Source organism: Streptomyces sp. NPDC101151 (assembly GCF_044768335.1).
GTDB lineage: Bacteria > Actinomycetota > Actinomycetes > Streptomycetales > Streptomycetaceae > Streptomyces.
Genome location: NZ_JBIWPP010000006.1, coordinates 152,370 through 170,903 on the forward strand (window position 1 = coordinate 152,370; position 18,534 = coordinate 170,903).

The 18,534-nt window shown below is 71.9% G+C and carries 18 protein-coding genes and 1 pseudogene; 12 read left to right on the forward strand and 7 right to left on the reverse strand.

Features of this window, described 5'->3' with window-relative positions; translation table 11 throughout:
* Positions 1-502: 502 nt before the first annotated feature.
* On the forward strand, positions 503-919 hold the full coding sequence (locus ACIRU3_RS13910; protein ID WP_404055777.1) for a hypothetical protein: 417 nt from the start codon (positions 503-505) through the stop codon (positions 917-919).
* On the opposite strand, the gene ACIRU3_RS13915 is transcribed toward ACIRU3_RS13910, so the two are convergent.
* A complete protein-coding gene (locus ACIRU3_RS13915) occupies positions 837-1,694 on the reverse strand; it encodes a DUF4184 family protein (protein ID WP_404055779.1) in 858 nt (285 codons plus the stop codon). The two genes, ACIRU3_RS13910 and ACIRU3_RS13915, sit on opposite strands and share 83 nt — an antisense overlap.
* 317 nt (positions 1,695-2,011) lie before the next feature.
* Between ACIRU3_RS13915 and ACIRU3_RS13920 the strand changes: the two genes are divergently transcribed.
* The 3 genes from ACIRU3_RS13920 to ACIRU3_RS13930 all read left to right on the forward strand — a co-directional run bounded on the left by ACIRU3_RS13920 (position 2,012) and on the right by ACIRU3_RS13930 (position 5,016).
* On the forward strand, positions 2,012-3,706 hold the full coding sequence (locus ACIRU3_RS13920; RefSeq protein ID WP_404055781.1) for a lytic transglycosylase domain-containing protein: 1,695 nt from the start codon (positions 2,012-2,014) through the stop codon (positions 3,704-3,706).
* A 155-nt stretch (positions 3,707-3,861) separates the two neighbouring features.
* A complete protein-coding gene (locus ACIRU3_RS13925) occupies positions 3,862-3,996 on the forward strand; it encodes an SPW_0924 family protein (RefSeq protein WP_404055783.1) in 135 nt (44 codons plus the stop codon).
* 27 nt (positions 3,997-4,023) lie between these two features.
* Complete coding sequence (locus ACIRU3_RS13930) at positions 4,024-5,016, forward strand: DUF3068 domain-containing protein (RefSeq protein ID WP_404055785.1); 993 nt, start codon at positions 4,024-4,026, stop codon at positions 5,014-5,016.
* Here the strand turns inward: ACIRU3_RS13930 and hrpB are convergent.
* Together hrpB and ACIRU3_RS13940 are read right to left on the reverse strand one after the other, a co-directional pair.
* Positions 5,006-7,531, reverse strand: coding sequence for an ATP-dependent helicase HrpB (hrpB, locus tag ACIRU3_RS13935; protein WP_404055787.1), 2,526 nt, complete (start codon positions 7,529-7,531; stop codon positions 5,006-5,008). The genes ACIRU3_RS13930 and hrpB overlap by 11 nt on opposite strands.
* A 92-nt stretch (positions 7,532-7,623) precedes the next feature.
* On the reverse strand, positions 7,624-8,448 hold the full coding sequence (locus tag ACIRU3_RS13940) for a class I SAM-dependent methyltransferase (RefSeq protein ID WP_404056231.1): 825 nt from the start codon (positions 8,446-8,448) through the stop codon (positions 7,624-7,626).
* A 372-nt stretch (positions 8,449-8,820) separates the two neighbouring features.
* Here ACIRU3_RS13940 and rpsA point away from each other — a divergent pair, with 372 nt between their 5' ends.
* Positions 8,821-10,314 carry a 30S ribosomal protein S1 gene (gene rpsA, locus ACIRU3_RS13945; protein ID WP_404055789.1) on the forward strand — a complete coding sequence of 498 codons (1,494 nt, stop codon included), beginning with the start codon at positions 8,821-8,823 and terminating at the stop codon, positions 10,312-10,314.
* Positions 10,315-10,604: 290 nt separating this feature from the next.
* Here the strand turns inward: rpsA and ACIRU3_RS13950 are convergent, their stop codons facing one another.
* Positions 10,605-11,564: a right-handed parallel beta-helix repeat-containing protein gene (locus ACIRU3_RS13950; RefSeq protein ID WP_404055791.1), complete on the reverse strand. Its 960-nt coding sequence runs from the start codon at positions 11,562-11,564 to the stop codon at positions 10,605-10,607.
* A gap of 194 nt (positions 11,565-11,758) precedes the next feature.
* On the opposite strand from ACIRU3_RS13950, the gene ACIRU3_RS13955 reads away from it, so the two are divergent.
* From ACIRU3_RS13955 to ACIRU3_RS13965, 3 genes are all read left to right on the forward strand, one after another.
* A complete protein-coding gene (locus tag ACIRU3_RS13955) occupies positions 11,759-12,697 on the forward strand; it encodes a PAC2 family protein (protein WP_404055793.1) in 939 nt (312 codons plus the stop codon).
* A 140-nt stretch (positions 12,698-12,837) separates the two neighbouring features.
* Positions 12,838-13,500, forward strand: coding sequence for a dephospho-CoA kinase (coaE, locus tag ACIRU3_RS13960; protein WP_404055795.1), 663 nt, complete (start codon positions 12,838-12,840; stop codon positions 13,498-13,500).
* A gap of 49 nt (positions 13,501-13,549) precedes the next feature.
* Positions 13,550-13,930, forward strand: coding sequence for a tetratricopeptide repeat protein (locus ACIRU3_RS13965; protein WP_404055797.1), 381 nt, complete (start codon positions 13,550-13,552; stop codon positions 13,928-13,930).
* 25 nt (positions 13,931-13,955) lie between these two features.
* Here the strand turns inward: ACIRU3_RS13965 and ACIRU3_RS13970 are convergent, their stop codons facing one another.
* Complete coding sequence (locus ACIRU3_RS13970) at positions 13,956-14,252, reverse strand: DUF6343 family protein (protein ID WP_404055799.1); 297 nt, start codon at positions 14,250-14,252, stop codon at positions 13,956-13,958.
* Between the two features lie 77 nt (positions 14,253-14,329).
* Here ACIRU3_RS13970 and ACIRU3_RS13975 point away from each other — a divergent pair, with 77 nt between their 5' ends.
* The 3 genes from ACIRU3_RS13975 to ACIRU3_RS13985 all read left to right on the forward strand — a co-directional run bounded on the left by ACIRU3_RS13975 (position 14,330) and on the right by ACIRU3_RS13985 (position 16,551).
* Positions 14,330-15,241, forward strand: a complete 912-nt coding sequence (locus tag ACIRU3_RS13975) for an acyltransferase domain-containing protein (protein ID WP_404055801.1) — start codon at positions 14,330-14,332, stop codon at positions 15,239-15,241.
* A gap of 74 nt (positions 15,242-15,315) precedes the next feature.
* On the forward strand, positions 15,316-15,996 hold the full coding sequence (locus ACIRU3_RS13980) for a class I SAM-dependent methyltransferase (protein ID WP_404056233.1): 681 nt from the start codon (positions 15,316-15,318) through the stop codon (positions 15,994-15,996).
* A gap of 93 nt (positions 15,997-16,089) precedes the next feature.
* The gene (locus ACIRU3_RS13985) at positions 16,090-16,551 is read left to right on the forward strand and encodes a DoxX family protein (protein ID WP_404055803.1); all 462 of its coding nucleotides are present in this window, start codon (positions 16,090-16,092) and stop codon (positions 16,549-16,551) included.
* Positions 16,552-16,690: 139 nt separating this feature from the next.
* On the opposite strand, the gene ACIRU3_RS13990 is transcribed toward ACIRU3_RS13985, so the two are convergent.
* Positions 16,691-17,320 carry an RNA-binding S4 domain-containing protein gene (locus ACIRU3_RS13990; protein ID WP_404055805.1) on the reverse strand — a complete coding sequence of 210 codons (630 nt, stop codon included), beginning with the start codon at positions 17,318-17,320 and terminating at the stop codon, positions 16,691-16,693.
* A gap of 186 nt (positions 17,321-17,506) precedes the next feature.
* Here ACIRU3_RS13990 and ACIRU3_RS13995 point away from each other — a divergent pair, with 186 nt between their 5' ends.
* Entirely contained in the window at positions 17,507-18,202 is a 696-nt protein-coding gene (locus ACIRU3_RS13995; RefSeq protein ID WP_404055807.1) for a uracil-DNA glycosylase, read from the forward strand.
* Between the two features lie 7 nt (positions 18,203-18,209).
* On the opposite strand, the pseudogene ACIRU3_RS14000 reads toward ACIRU3_RS13995, so the two are convergent.
* Positions 18,210-18,483 (reverse strand): annotated as a pseudogene (locus tag ACIRU3_RS14000) (FCD domain-containing protein); the annotation flags it as partial.
* Between the last annotated feature and the right edge of the window lie 51 nt (positions 18,484-18,534).

An 18,534-nucleotide genomic window follows, 5' to 3' on the forward strand; every position in this document is an offset into this window, starting at 1 on the left:
GTCGCGACGGTGCTCAGCCCTCACTGTGCATTGCGGCCGTGCCTGATCCCGCCGTGACGGTGCTCAGCCCCCCGCGTTCCGGCGCCGCCGAACCCGTCGCGACGGTGCTCAGCCCTCACTGTGCATTCCGGCCGTGCCTGATCCCGCCGTGACGGTGCTCAGCCCCCCGCGTTCCGGCGCCGCCGAACCCATCGCGACGGTGCTCAGCCCTCACTGTGCATTCCGGCCGTGCCCGAATCCGCCGTGCCAGTGCTCGGCCCCCGGTACGTTCCGGCGGTGCCGACCCCGACGTGTCTGTGCTCGGCCCCCGGTGTATCCCGGCGGTGCCGAACCGGCAACGGACCTCAGCCCCCACAGTGCATCCCGGCGATGCCGAACCCGCCGTACCCCGCAGGGCCACCGCACCCACCGCCCCCGAACCGGCCGAACCCCCGGAGGGCGTTTCACTCACGTGGCCCTCGCCAGAACGCCCCCCGAGCCCCGCAGCCGCAACACTGCGAGCATGGGTATACGCATGCTCCACCGCCGGACGCCCGAGGCGCGCAACGGCACCCCGGCCCGGGCGGACACCGCCTCGGACCGGGCCACGCCCGCCTCGCCGGTCCCGGCCCTCGCGGCCGACGCAAGCACCGCCCGCATCCCCGCCGACCTGGCCACGACCGTACGCAGGGCCGCGGCGGACCTCCGGCGCCGGCCGGCCGCCCGTACGCGCCGCGGTCCCGACCGGAGCGCCCGGCGGGCCTGGCCCGACCTCGTCCGCGGCTACCTCGCGCTCCTGCTCACCCTGATCCCGAGGGCACGGCCGCGGCGCACCCTCACCGTCTTCGTGGCCGCCGTCATCGAGCCGCCGACCGGTCGCGGCCCGCACCGACCACCTCACCGGGACCGCCCGGAACCCGCACCGGACGCCAGACCCTGACCCCGGCCGCGTACACCAGCACCCCGAGCACCAGTCCGGCGCCCGCACCGAAGCACACGGTGGGCACCAGGTCCCAGGGCCGGGCGCTCGTACCCCAGTAGTCCCACCAGCGCGTCGCCCGCTGCACCGCCCCCACCAGGGCGCAGCCGCCGATCACCGCACCGGCCCACCAACGGTCCCGTACGGACAGCGCGGGCACCCCCACCGGCTCGCCGGCCGGCGCTCCCCGCAGCGCGCGTACCAGGAACACGACGATCACCACGGCGGCCACCGCGGACGTGCCGTACTGCAGCCAGGAGTAGAGCGGCATGCCCGCAAGGCCCCGTCCGAGGGCTGGAATCAGCCGTGACCCCCACCGGTCGTGATGCGTGAACGCGTCCCACACGACGTGCGTCGACGCGCCGAGCACCGCCGAGACGTACCACCACAGCACGGAACCGGCCCGCACGCGCGCGTGTGGCGCACCGCAGCGCAGCAGGGCGGCCGGCCGGCCCTGCCGGCCCCGGGGCAGCAGCGCGACCAGCGGCACCCGGATGAGCAGCCACAGCCCCACCAGCGCCCAGGAGATGAGCACATCCACGCCGGCCACCCCGGCGAAGGAGTGCGTGACCGTCCCGAACTCCATCCCGCCCGGCAGGACGCTCGCGGCGTAGTAGGTCATGTCGGGCGCGAAGGAGCCCGCGACGAGCACCGAGGGCGTCAGTGGGCCCCGACCGCCGCCGTCCCGGCGGATGGCGGGCAGCACGGCCGCCGCATGGCTGAGTGTGAACGGCAACAGAGCCCCCTGGAGCGGTCGTCGGCCGTGGCACCGTAACCGGTGATCATGTCCGTCCAGTATGCGTGAGCGTCACCCGGGGCCGCGGACGCCAACGGCAGTTGGCCAACGGGTGACAATCCGGCGCGAACGGGTGCCCGCTCAAAGCAAGTTGCCGTAGGGTCACCTGGGTCGCCGTCCCGGGCGCGCAGTCGAACGCACGTCGCATGGATGGAAAGACGGAACAGGGGCAACCAGAGCACCGGGTCAACCGTCACACCAGAGCGAGGCACACAGCCGGAGACGGACGCACGAGCGTTCATGGGAGGGTTCACTCTATGGCGGCGCACATCGGCAGGCGGCTGCGCAAGGGAGCGGCGACCACCGCGGTGGCCGCGGCAGCGGTCGCGGCTCTGTCCGCGTCCCAGGCTCCGGGAGTGACCGGCGAGGACCACGGCGGCAGACAGGCCACGGCCGGCGCCACCACCCCCGTACCCGACGCCGCCGACGACGGCAACGCCACCGGCAACTCGCCGTACTACACGGACCTGCCGCCGCTCAACAGCCCCAATCCCAGCCCGTCGCCCACCGCCGGCACGCCCGTCTCCCGCGGCGAGGCCGAGGCCGGTATCCCCGCCACGGTCCTCGACGCCTACAAGAAGGCCGAGACCGAGCTGCGCAGTTCCAAGCCGGGCTGCAACCTGCCCTGGCAACTCCTGGCCGCCATCGGCAAGGTCGAGTCGGGCCAGGCCCGCGGCGGCCGCGTCGACGCCAACGGCACCACGCTGGGCCGGATCCTCGGCCCGCAGCTCGACGGCAACGGCTTCGCCCTCATCAAGGACACCGACCACGGCGCGTACGACGGCAACAGCACCTACGACGCCGCCGTCGGCCCGATGCAGTTCATCCCGTCCACCTGGGCCTGGGCCGGCCGCGACGGCAACGGCGACGGCAAGGCGGATCCCAACAACGTCTACGACGCCGCGCTCGCCGCCGGTCACTACCTGTGCCGCTACGGCTGGGACCTGTCCGGTGAAGCCGACCTGCACAGGGCGATCCTCAGCTACAACAACTCGCAGGACTACCTGAACCTGGTCCTGAGCTGGCTGGAGTACTACCGCAAGGGCACCCACTCCGTGCCCGACGGCACCGGCGGCGTGCCCTCCCACCGCAGCGACGACACCCCTCGGCACCACTCGAAGCCCTCCCACCCGCCGAAGACCGAGCCGGAGCCCGGCAAGCCCGGCGGCGGCCACGAGACTCCCGACCCGAAGCCGCCGAAGCCCCCGGTCCCGCCCACCCCGTCCGAGACCGTGGACCACCTGGAGGACACGGGCACCGCGAAGCTCACCGCGATGGCCGGCGACGCGTTCGGGCAGCGGATCGGCACCCGCGCCGAGACCAAGGCAGGGGCGGCCGTCGCCAAGGTCAGGATCCGGTTCACCATCACCGGCGACACCGACGCCACCTTCGCCGACGGCGAGACCGTGGCCACCATCGCCACCGACGCCAAGGGCGTGGCTCTCGCGCCGGCGCTCCAGGCGGGCGAGAAGACCGGCGACTTCAAGATCACCACCACTGTCGTCGGCCACAAGGCCAAGGGAGTCGACTACCCGGCCACCGTCACCGCACGCGCCGCCGACACCCTCACCCGCACCAGCGACACCCCGCTGACCTGCACCCCGGGCGGCGAGTTCGCCGACCAGGTCCAGGTGAAGGCGACGTACAAGGGCGCGGTCGCCGACAAGGTCGCGGCCACCGCCACGCTGATCAAGTCGGCCGACGACCCCACCGCGAACGACAAGGGCCCCTCCTTCAAGGACGCGGACGGCAAGCCCCTGCGCACCCTCACCGGTCTGCAGACCGACGACAAGGGCCTGCTCACGCTGCCGAAGCTGTACGCGGACGACACCACCGGGACCTTCCTGCTCCGCATCACCACCCCCGGCGGCGCGACCCTCACCGTCGAGCTGAAGGTCGCCGCCGCCGACGCCCCGGCAAGCCCCTCGCCCAGCCCGTCCGCGACCTCCTGACGGCACGGACGACCCGCAGGACAGCAGGGCGCCCCCTCCGCCACGGCGGAGGGGGCGCCCTTGTCCGTGTGCGCAACGTGTTCTCATCTCGGCCGCGCGTTGCTACGGTGCCGCACCTGACGACCCATCAGGAACCGTCCGCAAGGAGGCCCCGCATGCGCGCCCTCATCGCCGCCGCGACCGGTCTCGCCCTCGCGCTCGCCCTGGTCTTCGCGATGACCGCCATGGGCGCGCCGACGGGCCGGACGTCCCCCAAACCGCTGCTGACGACGGTGCCCGCGCACCCGTAGCGGCGCCCGTCCGGGAGGGAGGCCGTAATGCGCCGCAAGGCAAGCCTGGTCCTGCTCGCCTGCGCCGTGTTCTGCACGGCGCTGTCCCCGCTGCTGCGCTGGTACGCCTTCCCGCGCCTGGCCAGGATCCCCGCGAACCAGTACCAGGACATGGTGCTGGAGGCGAAGGACGCGACCCTCCTCGACTACGGCACCATGCGCGCGAAGAAGGTCCCCAAGGTGACCATCGTGCAGACCCTCAAAGGCAATGTGGAGGCCGCCGAGAAGATCGAGAAGACCGCGGGGCGCCCCGTCGTCGTCTGGGACGGCCTCTCCTACGTCCAGGGCCCCGACGGCAAGATGGTCTCGAGCATCCCCGAGCGCTACATCTTCGACGCCCACAGCCAGGATCCCGTCCACGCCACCGGCGAGGCGGTCGACGGCGACCCGGTCAAGCGGGACGGCATCGAGTTCAAGTGGCCCTTCCTGACCCAGAAGCGCGACTACGAGTACTTCGACGCGCAGACCCGCACCACCAACCCCATCCACTACAAGGGCACCCGGAACTTCCGCGGCCTGCCGGTCTACTTCTTCGAACAGACCATCCCCTGGACCAAGGTGCCCATGCCCAAGACCATGCCGGTCAAGGGCATCACCCCCGAGTCGGTGGCGAAGACCGGCACCACCCGCTGGTACACCACCGTCCGGAGGTTCTGGGTCGAACCGGTCACCGGAGCGCCCGTCTACGGCCAGGAGATCCACAAGGAGGAGCTGCGCGGCGGCACCCTGCTCGGCGGCCGGGCCGGGGTGACGGCGTTCGCCGGGGACGTGAAGATGCGCGAGGACTACATCGAGCACACGGTCGCCCTGGTCAAGCACAACCGCACCCTGGTCCTGATGCTCACCTCGTACCTGCCCTGGGGCTCCCTGATCCTCGGCCTCCTGCTCCTCGGACTCTCCCTCTACCTGGAGGCACGCGGCCGCCGCCCGGAGGACCCGGCACCCACGGAGACGACGGAACCGGAACCGGTCAGGGCCTGAGCCGCGCCTTGGTGTGCCGGGTGGGCTCGGCGGTCGCCGGGTCCTCGGGCCACGGATGCTTCGGATAGCGCCCGCGCAGCTCCGCGCGTACGCCCCTGTAACCGTCCTTCCAGAAGGAGGCCAGGTCGGCCGTGACGGCGGCCGGCCGTCCCGCGGGGGAGAGGAGATGGACGAGCAGCGGGACCCCGGCCGCAGTCGGTGTCTCCTGCAACCCGAACATCTCCTGCAGTTTCACCGCGAGGACGGGCCGCTCCGGCTCCCCGTAGTCGATCCGGATCCTGGATCCACTGGGTACGGCGATCCGTTCGGGCGCCAGTTCGTCCAGCCGGGCGGCCTCCCCGCCCGCCCAGGGCAGCAGCCGCGCGAGCGCCTGCCCGGCGTCGATGCGCGCGAGATCGGACCGTCGCCGGGCCCGGCCCAGCTCCGGCTCCAACCACTCGTCCACGCGCGCGTGCAGCGACTCGTCCGACATGTCCGGCCACGGCTCCCCGAGGTGCGCGCGCAGGAACGCCAGCCGCTGCCGCAGCACCCGCGCGTCCGGGGACCAGCGCAACAGCCCGAACCCCTCCAGCCGGAGCCCTTCCAGGAGGGCGCCGCGTACCAGGCCGGGATCGACGTCCTTCAGGGGCCGCACGGCCAGCTCGACGGCGCCGAGCCGTTCGACACGCCGGGCGACGACATCCCCGTCGGCCCAGTGCACCTCGTCCCGCTCCCCGAGGAGCGCCCCGGCGGCGGCCCGCGCCACGTCCTCGTGCACGGCCGCTCCGAGCCGCACGCGCGCGTGCCCCTTTCCGTCCGGCCGGTCGGCGACGGCGACCACGATCCACGGCGCCCCGCGCAGTCCCGACCCCTCGGACAGCTCGGCCCGGGTCCCGGAGACCATGAGGTACGACCCGCCGTCGAGCCTGGCGACACGCTCGGGGAAGGCGAGAGCGGCGACGAGGCCGGTGAGCCTGTCGTCACCGGTGCCTGGCCCGGCCTGGACGTCGCCTTGTGACCGACGGTCGCGGGCAGCCGGGCGGGAAGGCTCCCCGGAGACGGCCCGCAGCCGCCGAACCTCGCTGCGCCACCGCTGACCGTAGGCGTCACCCCCATGCCGGGCACGCCTCAGCGCACCGGCCAGATCATCCCCGTAGTCCCGCGGCACCTCTTCGGACAGCAGCGCGACGACCGAGGCCCCCTCACCCGTCGTGTCCAACAACGCGCGCCCCAGCCGGGGGTGCACCCCCAGCCGCCCCAGCCGCACACCGACCTCGGTGGCCCGGCCGACGGAGTCCACCGCCCCCACCGCCGTCAGTGCGGAGCGCGCGGCCGCCATCGCACCGCCCGGCGGCGGATCCAGCAACGCCAGCCCGGAGGCGTCCGGATCGCCCCAGCAGGCCGCCTGCAGGGCGAACGCGGTCAGGTCGGCCACCTTGATCTCCGGCGCCGGAAAAGCCGTCAGACGGACGTCCTCGGCCTCCGTCCAGCACCGGTACACCACACCCGGAGCCTCACGCCCGGCCCGGCCCGCCCGCTGCCGCCCCGCCGCCCGCGACGCCCGTACCGTCGCCAGCCCGCTCAGCCCGCGCGCGTGGTCCACACGCGGCTCCCGCGCCAGTCCCGAGTCGACCACCACCCGCACCCCGGGCACCGTCAGCGACGACTCCGCCACGGACGTGGCCAGCACCACCCGGCGCCGTTCCCCGGGCGCCAGCACCGCATCCTGCACGGCGGCCGGCGCCCGGCCGTGCACCTGCAGTACCTCGACATCACCCGGATCGCCCAGCTGTCCGGCCACGCGCGCGATCTCGCCCACGCCGGGCAGGAAGCACAGCACGTCGCCCTCCCGCTCGGCGAGCGCCCGCCGTACCACCGACGCCACATGCCCCAGCAGGGCGGGATCGACCCACATGCCGTGCGGCGGCCGAACCGGACGCGCCGGCGGTGCCCAGACCACGTCCACGGGATGCGAGACGCCCTCGGCCGCGACCACCGGAGCACCGCCGAGCAGCCGCGCCCAGCCCTGCGCGTCCGTGGTCGCCGACGCGGCCACCAGCCGCAGCTCCGGCCGCAGCGTCTGCCGCACGTCCCACAGGAAGGCGGCCACCGTGTCGGCGTCCAGATGCCGCTCGTGGCACTCGTCGAGCACGACGACGTCGACGCCCGCCAGCTCCTGATCGCGTTGCAGCCGCTGCAACAGCACACCGGTGGTCACGACCTCCACGCGTGTGTGCCGCCCCACGACACGCTCGCCGCGCACGGTGTGACCCACGCTCTCGCCCGGCTTCTCACCCAGCAGCCACGCCATCCGCCGGGCCGCCGCCCGCGCAGCGATCCGCCGCGGCTCGGCCACCACGACCCGCCGCGCGGGACCTCCACCCACCAGCCCCGCCAGCACCAGCGGCACCAGCGTCGTCTTCCCGGTGCCGGGCGGCGCCACGAGCACGGCGGTGCCGTCCCCTTCCAGGGCGTCGCTCAGGGCGGGCAGGGCGGCACGGACGGGCAGCGCGTCCAGGGCGTCGTAACGGATCACGCTCCCAGTGTCGTACGGCCGTGGAAACGCCCCTCACGCGCGCGTACGCGCCGTGCGCGCGTACGCGAAGGGAAGGGAAGAGGAAGCGGTGGTCAGTCCCGCTCGCACACGAAGATCGCCGTCCCGGGGATCAGGTTCCCGCGCAGGGGCGACCAGCCGCCCCACTCCGAGGTGTTCCAGGCCGGCCACTCCGGCTCCACCAGGTCCACCAGCCGAAAGCCCGAGGCCGCGATGTCCCGGACGCGGTCGCCGAGCGTCCTGTGGTGCTCGACGTACACCGCGCCGCCCTCCTCGTCCTGCTCCACGTAAGGCGTGCGGTCGAAGTAGGACGAGGACACCGACAGGCCCTCGGGGCCGGGCTCGTCCGGGAAGGCCCAGCGGAGGGGGTGGGTCACCGAGAAGACGAAGCGGCCACCCGGCCGCAGCACCCGGCGCACCTCGCGCAGCACCAGCCTCGGATCGGCCACGAACGGCAGCGCCCCGTACGCGGAGCACGCCAGATCGAAGGAGCCGTCCGTGAAGGGCAGCGCGCCGGCGTCGGCGCAGACCAGGGGGAACGATCCGCCGATGCGCAGGGCGTGCTGGAGCTGGCGGTGCGAGAGGTCCAGCGCCACCGGGTGGGCGCCCTGGGCGGCCAGCCAGCGCGAGCACTGCGCCGCGCCCGCGCCGATCTCCAGCACCTCCTTGCCCTTCAGGTCCTCGGGCGGGCCGAGCAGCTCGGCCTCCACCTCGTCCAGGCCCTCCGGGCCCCACACGAAGCGGTCGTCGCCGAGGAACGTGCCGTGGTCGATCTGGTACTCGTCCGCGTTCCGGTCCCACCAGCCACGGTTGGCGCGGGAGCTTTCCGCGACCGAGCTGTCACGGCGGGTGGCTTCCGGCTCGAACCCCTCAGGGTCGAGCGCTTCGGGCTCTTGGATGATCGGCTCCCTCGTCGTACTCTTCCGTCCAACCCGCCGGACGCGCGCGTGTCGCGGAGGGGGTCCCGCAGCCCTGCGTGGCCTCCCGGGACGAATCTTGTGCCGGGTATGCGGCGATCCGCCCCGGGTGTGCGCCTTCGCGCATTGACCATGTCCGGCTGCCCCCGTATGCTACAAGTTGCGCTGCGGGCCTGCGCACCTCAGACGTAGCAGGCTGCGCTCGCATCTGTTGTATGTCCCCTCGGTTGTCGAGGCGCCATCACCAGTTTCTGGTGGGGCGCTTCCTTGGCTGTCCGGCTTCATCAGAGCGATACGGGCTCCCGGCGTAGCAGTACCTACGACTTTCTGTCCGTAACCGGAGCCCTTTCCCACATGACGAGCAGCACCGAGACCACCGCCACCACCCCGCAGGTTGCGGTCAACGACATCGGTAACGAGGAAGCCTTCCTCGCCGCGATCGACGAGACGATCAAGTACTTCAACGACGGCGACATCGTCGACGGCGTCATCGTGAAGGTCGACCGGGACGAGGTCCTGCTCGACATCGGTTACAAGACCGAAGGTGTCATCCCGAGCCGCGAACTCTCGATCAAGCACGACGTCGACCCCAACGAGGTCGTCGCCGTCGGTGACGAGATCGAAGCCCTTGTTCTCCAGAAGGAGGACAAGGAAGGCCGCCTGATCCTCTCGAAGAAGCGCGCCCAGTACGAGCGTGCCTGGGGCACCATCGAGAAGATCAAGGAAGAGGACGGGATCGTCACCGGTACCGTCATCGAGGTCGTCAAGGGTGGTCTCATCCTCGACATCGGCCTCCGCGGCTTCCTCCCGGCCTCCCTGGTCGAGATGCGCCGCGTCCGCGACCTCCAGCCCTACGTGGGCAAGGAGCTCGAGGCGAAGATCATCGAGCTGGACAAGAACCGCAACAACGTGGTCCTGTCCCGCCGTGCCTGGCTGGAGCAGACCCAGTCCGAGGTCCGCCAGACGTTCCTCACGACCCTCCAGAAGGGTCAGGTCCGCTCCGGTGTGGTCTCCTCGATCGTCAACTTCGGTGCCTTCGTGGACCTGGGTGGCGTCGACGGTCTGGTCCACGTCTCCGAGCTGTCCTGGAAGCACATCGACCACCCCTCCGAGGTTGTCGAGGTCGGCCAGGAGGTCACCGTCGAGGTCCTCGACGTCGACATGGACCGCGAGCGCGTCTCCCTGTCGCTGAAGGCGACCCAGGAAGACCCGTGGCAGCAGTTCGCCCGCACCCACCAGATCGGCCAGGTCGTGCCCGGTAAGGTCACGAAGCTGGTTCCGTTCGGTGCGTTCGTCCGCGTCGACGAGGGCATCGAGGGTCTGGTCCACATCTCCGAGCTGGCCGAGCGCCACGTGGAGATCCCGGAGCAGGTCGTCCAGGTCAACGACGAGATCTTCGTCAAGGTCATCGACATCGACCTCGAGCGTCGTCGCATCAGCCTCTCGCTGAAGCAGGCCAACGAGTCCTTCGGTGCCGACCCGGCCTCGGTCGAGTTCGACCCGACCCTGTACGGCATGGCCGCGTCCTACGACGACCAGGGCAACTACATCTACCCCGAGGGCTTCGACCCGGAGACCAACGACTGGCTGCCGGGCTACGAGAAGCAGCGTGAGGAGTGGGAGCGCCAGTACGCCGAGGCGCAGACCCGCTTCGAGCAGCACCAGCAGCAGGTCATCAAGTCCCGCGAGGCTGACGCTGCCGCTGCTGCCGAGGGTGGCGAGGCCGCTGCTCCGGCCGCGTCCGGTGGCGGTTCGTACTCCTCCGAGGGTGCGGACACCTCCGGTGCCCTTGCCTCGGACGAGGCGCTGGCCGCGCTGCGTGAGAAGCTTGCGGGTGGTCAGAGCTGATCGCTAGCCGCTGGGCTTAGCCGATAGTTTTGAGGGGCCGTACCTTTTGGGTGCGGCCCCTCGGACTTTTTTGTGGTGCCGGCCGGTGTTTGGGTGCGGGCCGGTGGGTTTTTTGGCGCAGTTCCCCGCGCCCCTACAGGGGTGCCGGCCGGTTGGCTGGTGCGGGCCGGTGGGGGGTTTGCGCGGTTCCCCGCGCCCCTAGGGGAGTGCGGGCCGTGGGGGTTTGCGTAGTTCTCCGCGCCCCTGGAAGACGCGGGCCGTGGGGGATTTCGGGCGGTTTGCCGCGCCTTTTAGGGGGTGACCGTTATGTTGGTCAGGGCCTTGCCGTCTGTCACCGTGTTGGTGCTGTAGACCGTTGTCCTGCAGCTTGAGCTGTAGTTGGTGACATCGATGGCGAGCCGGGTCGCACCCGTCGCGCCGGTCAAGGTCGACTTGTTGTTCTTGAACACCGTGCCGCAGCCCCAGCCGGACTGCTGGGTGTGGGTCTGATAGCCGTCGTTGCTGGTGTTCCTGCCGGTGTTGTCCTGGACGAGCGCGTTGTTGCCCTTCACGTCGACCCAGGAGTCGTCGTAATTGGCGCCCGTCAGACCGCCGCCGTCGAAGGTGTTGCCGACGATCTGTGCGCCTGTCGTGCCCTCCTTGATGTCGACGTTCTCGCCGCCGACGTCCGGGCCGATCGTGTTGTTCAGGATCTGGATGCGGTCGCTCTTGTCGGACAGCGTGTTAGCGGTGCCCACGTACACGCCCTCGCCCATGCCCCCGCCGTCGTTCCCGGTGTCGTGAATCCGGGAGTTCCTGATCACGCCGTCCGTGCTGGAGTTGCGGAAGTGGACGCCTTCCATGTCGAGGCCGTGCACCGTGACGCCGTCCACCACGACACCCTTCGCCCTGTCGATCATGATGCCCTTCTGGCCGCCGGTCACGGTCAGCCCGCTGACCGTCCAGTAGGAGGCGCCGTTCAGGTGCAGGCCGTAGCCGCCGCTCGCGGTGAGTACGGCCTTCGGGGAGCCGGTGAGCGTGATGCGGGCCGATGCGGTGGCCGGTGTGGTCGCCTTGAAGTTGCCGGTGTACGTGCCGTCCGCGAGGTGGATCGTGTCGCCGGGCTCGGCACTGCTGAGCGCCGACTTGAGCTGGGCCGCGGTGCCGACCTCGATGACCGGGGCGGCCGATGCCGGGCCCGCGGGGAGGAGCAGGCCGCCGCCGACGGCGGTCGCCGCGAGCAGGGAGGTGAGCAGCGTGCGCATGCGCATGGGGGTGCCTTCCTGTCGCTGGTCTCATACATGAACGTCGTGCGGGGATGTGAACCTCCGTCTTCGTGAAAGTACGGACCAGTTGACGGGGCGTCAAGGTGTGCGGCGCGAGGCACCTGATCAGCGGCCCGGCGCGGGAATGCCCACGCCTCAGGGCACGTTGTCGAGGAGGAACACGAGGAGGAGCGGTCACAGTGCTTGATCCGCAGGGTTTGTACGCATGGGAGCCGAAGGGCCTGGCCGTCGTCGACTTGGCGCTCGCCCAGGAGTCGGCCGGACTTGTCATGCTCTACCACTTCGACGGATACATCGACGCGGGTGAGACCGGCGACCAGATCGTCGACCGGCTCCTCGACTCACTGCCCCACCAGGTCGTGGCCCGCTTCGACCACGACCGGCTCGTGGACTACCGGGCCCGCCGCCCGCTGCTGACCTTCACGCGGGACCGCTGGTCCGACTACGAGGTGCCGGCCATCGAGGTCCGCCTCGTCCAGGACGCCACCGGCGCCCCCTTCCTGCTGCTGTCCGGGCCCGAACCGGACGTGGAATGGGAGCGGTTCGCGGCGGCCGTACAGCAGATCGTGGAGCGGCTGGGCGTCCGCATGTCCGTGAACTTCCACGGCATCCCCATGGGGGTCCCGCACACCCGGCCCGTGGGTCTCACTCCGCACGGCAACCGCACCGACCTGGTCCCGGGCCACCGCAGCCCCTTCGACGAGGCCCAGGTGCCCGGCAGCGCCGAGTCGCTGCTGGAGTACCGCCTCATGGAGGCCGGGCACGACGTCCTGGGCGTCGCCGCCCACGTCCCGCACTACATCGCCCGCTCCGCCTACCCGGATGCGGCGCTGACCGTCCTGGAGGCCGTCACGGCCGCCACCGGTCTGGTGCTGCCCGGCATCGCGCATTCCCTGCGCGCGGAGGCGCACCGTACGCAGACCGAGATCGACCGGCAGATCCAGGAGGGTGACGAGGAGCTGACCGCGCTCGTCCAGGGCCTTGAGCACCAGTACGACGCGGCCTCGGGCGCCGAGACGCGGGGCAACATGCTCGCCGAGCCGGTCGAGATTCCGTCCGCCGACGAGATCGGGCGGGAGTTCGAGCGGTTCCTGGCGGAGCGGGAGGGCGACAACTAGGGCCTGTCCGGCGGGTCATGCCGGAATCGCGGCGCCCGGCCGGCCCACCGCCACCGCCCTGAGGGCGTGGGACAGCGAGGGTGCGGCCAGGCTGATGCCGGGGGGTGGCTCTGTCAGTGGCAGGGCCTAAGCTTCCGCTCATGCTGAAAGTGGGCCTGACCGGCGGCATCGGCGCCGGCAAGAGCGAGGTGTCGCGGCTGCTCGTGGAGCGCGGGGCTGTGCTGATCGACGCCGACCGCATCGCGCGCGAGGTCGTGGCACCCGGCACGCCCGGGCTCGCGGCCGTGGTGGAGGCCTTCGGCGACGGCGTCCTCGCCGCGGACGGCAGTCTGGACCGGCCCGGACTCGGCTCCATCGTCTTCGCCGATCCCGAGAAGCTGGCCCTCCTCAACTCGATCGTGCATCCCCTGGTGGGCACCCGCTCGCGCGAGCTGGAGAGCGCCGCGGCCGAGGACGCCGTCGTGATCCACGACGTGCCGCTCCTCACCGAGAACGGTTTGGCACCGCTCTACGACCTGGTGATCGTCGTCGACGCGAGCCCCGAGACCCAGCTCGACCGGCTGGTCGGGCTGCGCGGGACGACCGAGGAGGACGCACGCGCCCGTATGGCCGCGCAGGCGACCCGCGAGCAGCGCCGAAAGATCGCGGACATCGTGATCGACAACGACGTACCCCTGGAGGCGCTGCGCGAGCGCGTGGCGGAGGTGTGGGACGACCTCCTGCGCCGGGCGCGCGATCCCCGGGCGGCATCGGGGGACGGCCGGCCGGGCGTCGGGCGGCCGGGCGACGCCGGCGCGGAATAGCCGACCGTGCCAGGGCGTTGAAACGCCCCAGCGAGGGAAGGAGCTTGCCGTGCCCAAGACCAGCGGTTCGCCCGGACGTACTCCGGAGACGCATGTCATCGACTTCCGCGCGGCCGAGCGACTGCTCAACGCGCGGGATCCCCGGGGCGCGGTGAAGCTGCTCGACGGAGTCATCGACGCACACCCCGAGAACACCGCGGCCCGGCTGCTGCGTGCGCGTGCCTTCTTCGCGGCCGCGCAACTTCGGCCCGCCGAGCTGGAGTTCACCATCGTGCTGGAGCGCGAGCCGGACAACGCGTTCGCGCACTTCGCGCTCGCCCGCACCTATGAACGCCAGGGCCGCGTCGATCAAGCCGTACGTCACTTCCGGCTCGCCGCCGCGCTCGACCCCAACCCGCAGTACCTGAAGGCGGCCCGCTTCGACTCCTGACCGCCGGCAGGTCCGGGGGTCGCTGTCAGGGGTGACGGTGCCGTGGCGGCCGTGGGTAGGGCGGACCACTCTCCGGCGGCTGGTACGGCGGTATGTTCCGGCCGGGCTGGTAGTGCGGGCCCTGGTGGATGTGCCGCAGGATCATGGTCATGTCGATGGTGGCCACCAGCCACAGCACCCCGCAGGCGGCCGCCCAGCCGGGGCGCCCGACCAGCGCGAACGCCGCCGTGCCGAAGATCGCCCAGACCAGTCCCCACATGCTCAGCCAGAACCGCGCCCGCAGCGCACTGCGCGCGGTCGCCGGCTCACTGCCCGTACGCATCGGATCATCACTCCTGCTTGCAACGTACTCTTCGTCGGGGACGTTCATCAACGACGTTCTCCGAAGGGGGACGCGCAGTGCTGCCGGACGCCGACGACCTGCCCGAACTGCTCCTCGACCTGGCCGTGCCGCACGAGGACATCAACGAACTGATCGCACTGCGGCACACGGTGACGGGTGACCCCGGCACACGGCGGCTCCTCGAACGGTGCGTCGATGAGCTGCTCCGGGACCTGGGAGCCACGGATCGCACGCCCGACCTCGGCGAGCTGCTCGCATCCGCTCCGCCCGCGCTGGACGGCATCCTCGCCGTGTACGTCTTCGTCGCCGCGCTCCCGCACACCCTCGCTCACCACCGCGAGCGCGGCATCCCGGCCGAGATCTCCCGGCGCACCCTGGCCGACCTGGGCCGGCACATGGCCGTGCACCGCAGACGGCACGGCAGGGCCGGGCTGCACTCACCGCGCTGGCTCGCCCATCACTTCCGCGGAGAGCTGTACCAGCTGGGGCGGCTGCAGTTCGAACGGGCGCAGCTGGGGCAGCGCACCTCGACGGTGATCGCCGCGGCCGGCCTGCATGCGCTGCCCGGCACACCCTGTCTGAACCTCCACATACCCGACTTCCACGGCCCGCTGACGCCGTCCGCCTGCGACCGTTCCCTGGCCCTGGCCCGGGAGTTCTTCGCCCTGCACTTCCCCGAGGAGCATGCCGAGGCGGTGCTGTGTCATTCCTGGCTGCTCGACCCCCAGCTGAAGCGGTACCTGTCCGCGCAGTCCAACATCGTGCGCTTCCAGGAGCGGTTCCGTGCCGCCCGCGAGGACACGGAACCGGCCGACACCGAGCCCGTGCAGTTCGTCTTCGGGAACCCGGACCTGCCGGTCGCCGAGTTGCCCCGGCGGACCTCCGTGGAGCGGGCGGTCGGCGACCATCTGCGGGCGGGGGGCCACTGGTACGTCGGGCACGGATGGTTCCCGCTGCGGGATGAATGACTCGAACGAGTGAACTGGGGCCGGACGGGAACGAGCGTGCGGACACGGCCCGTTGTTCGGGCATGACGGTCGAAATGCGTGAGGGATACGAGGGAACCGGACCCGGTGCGATCACCCCGGACGGCTGCGCGGTCGAGCTGTACACGCGGCTTCCGGTGGGCGACGAGCCGGACGTCATTGCCGGGGCCGTGCCCGCCGAGGCGCACATCCTCGAACTGGGCAGCGGAGTGGGCCGGGTTACCCATGCCCTGCTGGAGCGCGGCTTCACGGTCACGGCGGTGGACGAGTCCGCCGAGATGCTCGCCCGCGTCCGCGGGGCGCGCACGATATGCGGCTCGATCGAGGACCTGGACCTGGGCGAGAGGTTCGACGTGGTGATGCTCGCGTCGTTCCTCGTGCACAACGGTGACGTCGAGGTGCGCCGGCGCATGCTGCGAGCCTGCGCCCGGCATGTGACGGCGGGCGGCTGCGTGCTCATTCAGCGGGAGGGCGCGGACTACCACACGAAGGTGCCGAGAGAGCGGGTCGACCCGAGCGGCTTCACCCTGCGGATCGCGTCGTCGGAGCCGGTCGGCGACGGGGTGAACTCGGTGCGCGCCGAGTATGTCTTCCCGGACGCGGTCTGGACGCAGACGTTCCGGGCCCGGCCCCTGACGACAGAGCAGTTCGAGGAGGCGCTGGCGGAGGCGGGACTGGAGGTGGACGCCTGTCTGACGCCGGACGGGATGTGGGTGAGGGCGGTACCGGTGAGGTAGCGATACCGGCGAGGCGCAGAGCGATGAGTTCTCGGACCGCGGGGGGTCTATCCCGGTGACAGCAACCGGGACCGCTTCACCCAGGAGACCCTCATGTCCGAGACCACCGCGCCCGCCACGTCCGTTCCTTCCGCCCCTTCCGTCGCCTCCGGGACCGCCCGCGGTCGCCGTGCCCGGGTCGCTCTGCGCGCGGTGCAGGTGCTGCTCGCGCTCTTCTACGGGATCGCGAGCGCGCTGCCCAAGCTGATCGCGCATCCGTCGGCCGTCGAGTCCTTCGACAAGCTCGGCTGGGGCAGCGCGGGCATGTACATCATCGGTGTGCTCGAACTGGCCGGCGGGGTCGCGCTGTTGGTGCCGGTCCTGCAGTCGGTGGCGGCGATGGCGCTGAGCGCGCTCATGGTGGGCGCGTTCATCGTCCAGCTCACCGTCTTCGACGGTCAGTACGCGGTGACCCCGCTGATCCTGATCGTGCCGCTCGTCCTGATCGCCTGGGCCCGGCGTGCGCACAACGCGGAGCTGCTGGGGCTGCTGCAGCGGACGGGCCGGCGGGCGTGAGCCGTGCGGGACACCGCCGGTGACGCCGGCCGGGGCGCGGGGGCCCGGCCGGCGTCACCGGTGTGCGTCGACAGGGGGCGTCCGGGGCGAGGGGGCGCGTATCCGTGGGCCGGGATTGAGCATCCGTGCGCGAGGGGGTTCACCGCCCTCGCGGACGTCCGCCGGGCCCACCGATTCCTTGTGGCCCGCCACCGGGCCCGCCAGACCCTTGCGGCCCGCCGAGCCCGCCAGGTCCGCCGAGTCCGCCCAGGCTGCGCAGCCGTTCCAGTTCGCGGCGGTCACGCTTGGTGGGGCGGCCGGTGCCTCGGTCGCGGAGACCGACGGGGGCCACGGCCTCGCGGGGCGGGGGAGGAGGAGAGTTGTCGAGGTAGCACTGGACGGCCACCGGGGCGCCGACACGCTTGCGGATCAGCCGCTTGACGATCACGACACGCTCCCGGCCCTCGTGCCGCAGGCGCACCTCGTCGCCGACGCGGACGGAGTAGGCGGGCTTCACCCGCTCGCCGTTGACGTGGACGTGCCCACCACGGCAGGCGGTGGCTCCCATGGAGCGGGTCTTGACCAGGCGGACGGCCCAGATCCAGCTGTCGATCCGTACCGTCTCGCCGTTGCCCGGCCCGGCGGCCACCGCGGCGGCGATCTTGGGGTCGAGGGGCTGGGCGCCGGCGGCTCCGGAACCCTCGGCGTCCTGGGCGGGGGCCGGTCCGTCGAGACCGTCCGGTCCACCGGTGCCACGGTGCACGTTCTCGTCCGCATCCTCGGAAGCCATGCCCCGACCTTAACCCGCCGGGCCAGGTGAGCCGGAGGCGTTTTCCGGGGGCCCTGCGCCGAGAGCCGCAGTGCGCCGAGCCCGGGCTGTCTGCGCTCTGCCGGGCGGGAAGCCTTGCTGCCGCCGGCCCGTCCTGGACGGTGTCCGGCCCCGGGTACCCGGCCGGGCCGGGCATACGGTGGCGGTATGGACGACAGCAGGGCCCTCGCCCGGCTCGACCTGCGCATCGCGGAGTGCCGGGCCTGCCCACGGCTGGTCGAGTGGCGCGAGGAGGTGGCCCGGACCAAGCGGGCCGCGTTCGCAGACTGGACGTACTGGGGGCGGCCGGTGCCCGGCTTCGGCCCTGCCGACGCCCGCCTCGTGATCATCGGGCTGGCCCCCGCCGCGCACGGCGGCAACCGCACGGGCCGCATGTTCACCGGTGACCGCTCCGGAGACGTGCTCCATCAGGCGATGTACGACGTGGGGTTGGCCTCGCAGCCCACCTCGGTGCGCGCCGACGACGGCCTGGAGCTGTACGGCGTCCGTGTCACCGCGCCCGTGCACTGCGCCCCGCCCGCCAACAAGCCCACCCCCGGCGAACGGGACACCTGCCGCCCCTGGCTGGTCCAGGAGCTGCGGCTGTTGCGCCCCACGCTCAGGGCCGCCGTGGTCCTCGGCGCCTTCGGCTGGCAGGCGGCGCTGCCCGCGTTCGCCGAGGCGGGCTGGCCCGTGCCCCTGCCTCGCCCCGCCTTCGCCCACGGCACCCGGGTCGCCCTCGGCGGCCTGGACGTCTTCGGCTGCTTCCATGTCAGCCAGCGCAACACCTTCACCGGCCGGCTGACCCCCGAGATGCTGCGCGAGGTGCTGCGCACGGCGGCGGACGCGGCCGGGCTGCCGTAGCGGGCCCTCAGCCGGCGTCCTCGGGGTCGGTTGCGCACAGGTGCCGTACCGTCGAGCGGTAGTCGGCGCGGACGTGACCGAGCGTGCGGGCGCGGGCGCGGTCCGGGTCGCCGGAGGCGATGGCCTCGTACAACTCGCTGTGTTCACCGAGTAGTCGGAGCCACTCCTCGCTCTGCCGGGTGAGCCCGGCGCAGTCGGCCGTCGGCCGGTTCCATGACGGAGATCAGCAGGCTGTTGCCGGCCATGGCCAGGATGCGGTCGTGGAAGCGTGTGTCGATGTCCTGACGCAGGGTCGCGAGGACCCGTTCGCGCACGGCGCCGAGAGGCTCGGT

Bases quoted from the DNA above. Each gene is read 5' to 3' on its own strand.
- ACIRU3_RS13910 (WP_404055777.1), top strand. From the start codon at position 503: ATGGGTATACGCATGCTCCACCGCCGGACGCCCGAGGCGCGCAACGGC.
- ACIRU3_RS13920 (WP_404055781.1), top strand. From the start codon at position 2,012: ATGGCGGCGCACATCGGCAGGCGGCTGCGCAAGGGAGCGGCGACCACC.
- ACIRU3_RS13925 (WP_404055783.1), top strand. From the start codon at position 3,862: ATGCGCGCCCTCATCGCCGCCGCGACCGGTCTCGCCCTCGCGCTCGCC.
- ACIRU3_RS13930 (WP_404055785.1), top strand. From the start codon at position 4,024: ATGCGCCGCAAGGCAAGCCTGGTCCTGCTCGCCTGCGCCGTGTTCTGC.
- rpsA (WP_404055789.1), top strand. From the start codon at position 8,821: ATGACGAGCAGCACCGAGACCACCGCCACCACCCCGCAGGTTGCGGTC.
- ACIRU3_RS13950 (WP_404055791.1), bottom strand. From the start codon at position 11,564: ATGCGCATGCGCACGCTGCTCACCTCCCTGCTCGCGGCGACCGCCGTC.
- coaE (WP_404055795.1), top strand. From the start codon at position 12,838: ATGCTGAAAGTGGGCCTGACCGGCGGCATCGGCGCCGGCAAGAGCGAG.
- ACIRU3_RS13970 (WP_404055799.1), bottom strand. From the start codon at position 14,252: ATGCGTACGGGCAGTGAGCCGGCGACCGCGCGCAGTGCGCTGCGGGCG.
- ACIRU3_RS13980 (WP_404056233.1), top strand. From the start codon at position 15,316: ATGCGTGAGGGATACGAGGGAACCGGACCCGGTGCGATCACCCCGGAC.
- ACIRU3_RS13985 (WP_404055803.1), top strand. From the start codon at position 16,090: ATGTCCGAGACCACCGCGCCCGCCACGTCCGTTCCTTCCGCCCCTTCC.
- ACIRU3_RS13990 (WP_404055805.1), bottom strand. From the start codon at position 17,320: ATGGCTTCCGAGGATGCGGACGAGAACGTGCACCGTGGCACCGGTGGA.
- ACIRU3_RS13995 (WP_404055807.1), top strand. From the start codon at position 17,507: ATGGACGACAGCAGGGCCCTCGCCCGGCTCGACCTGCGCATCGCGGAG.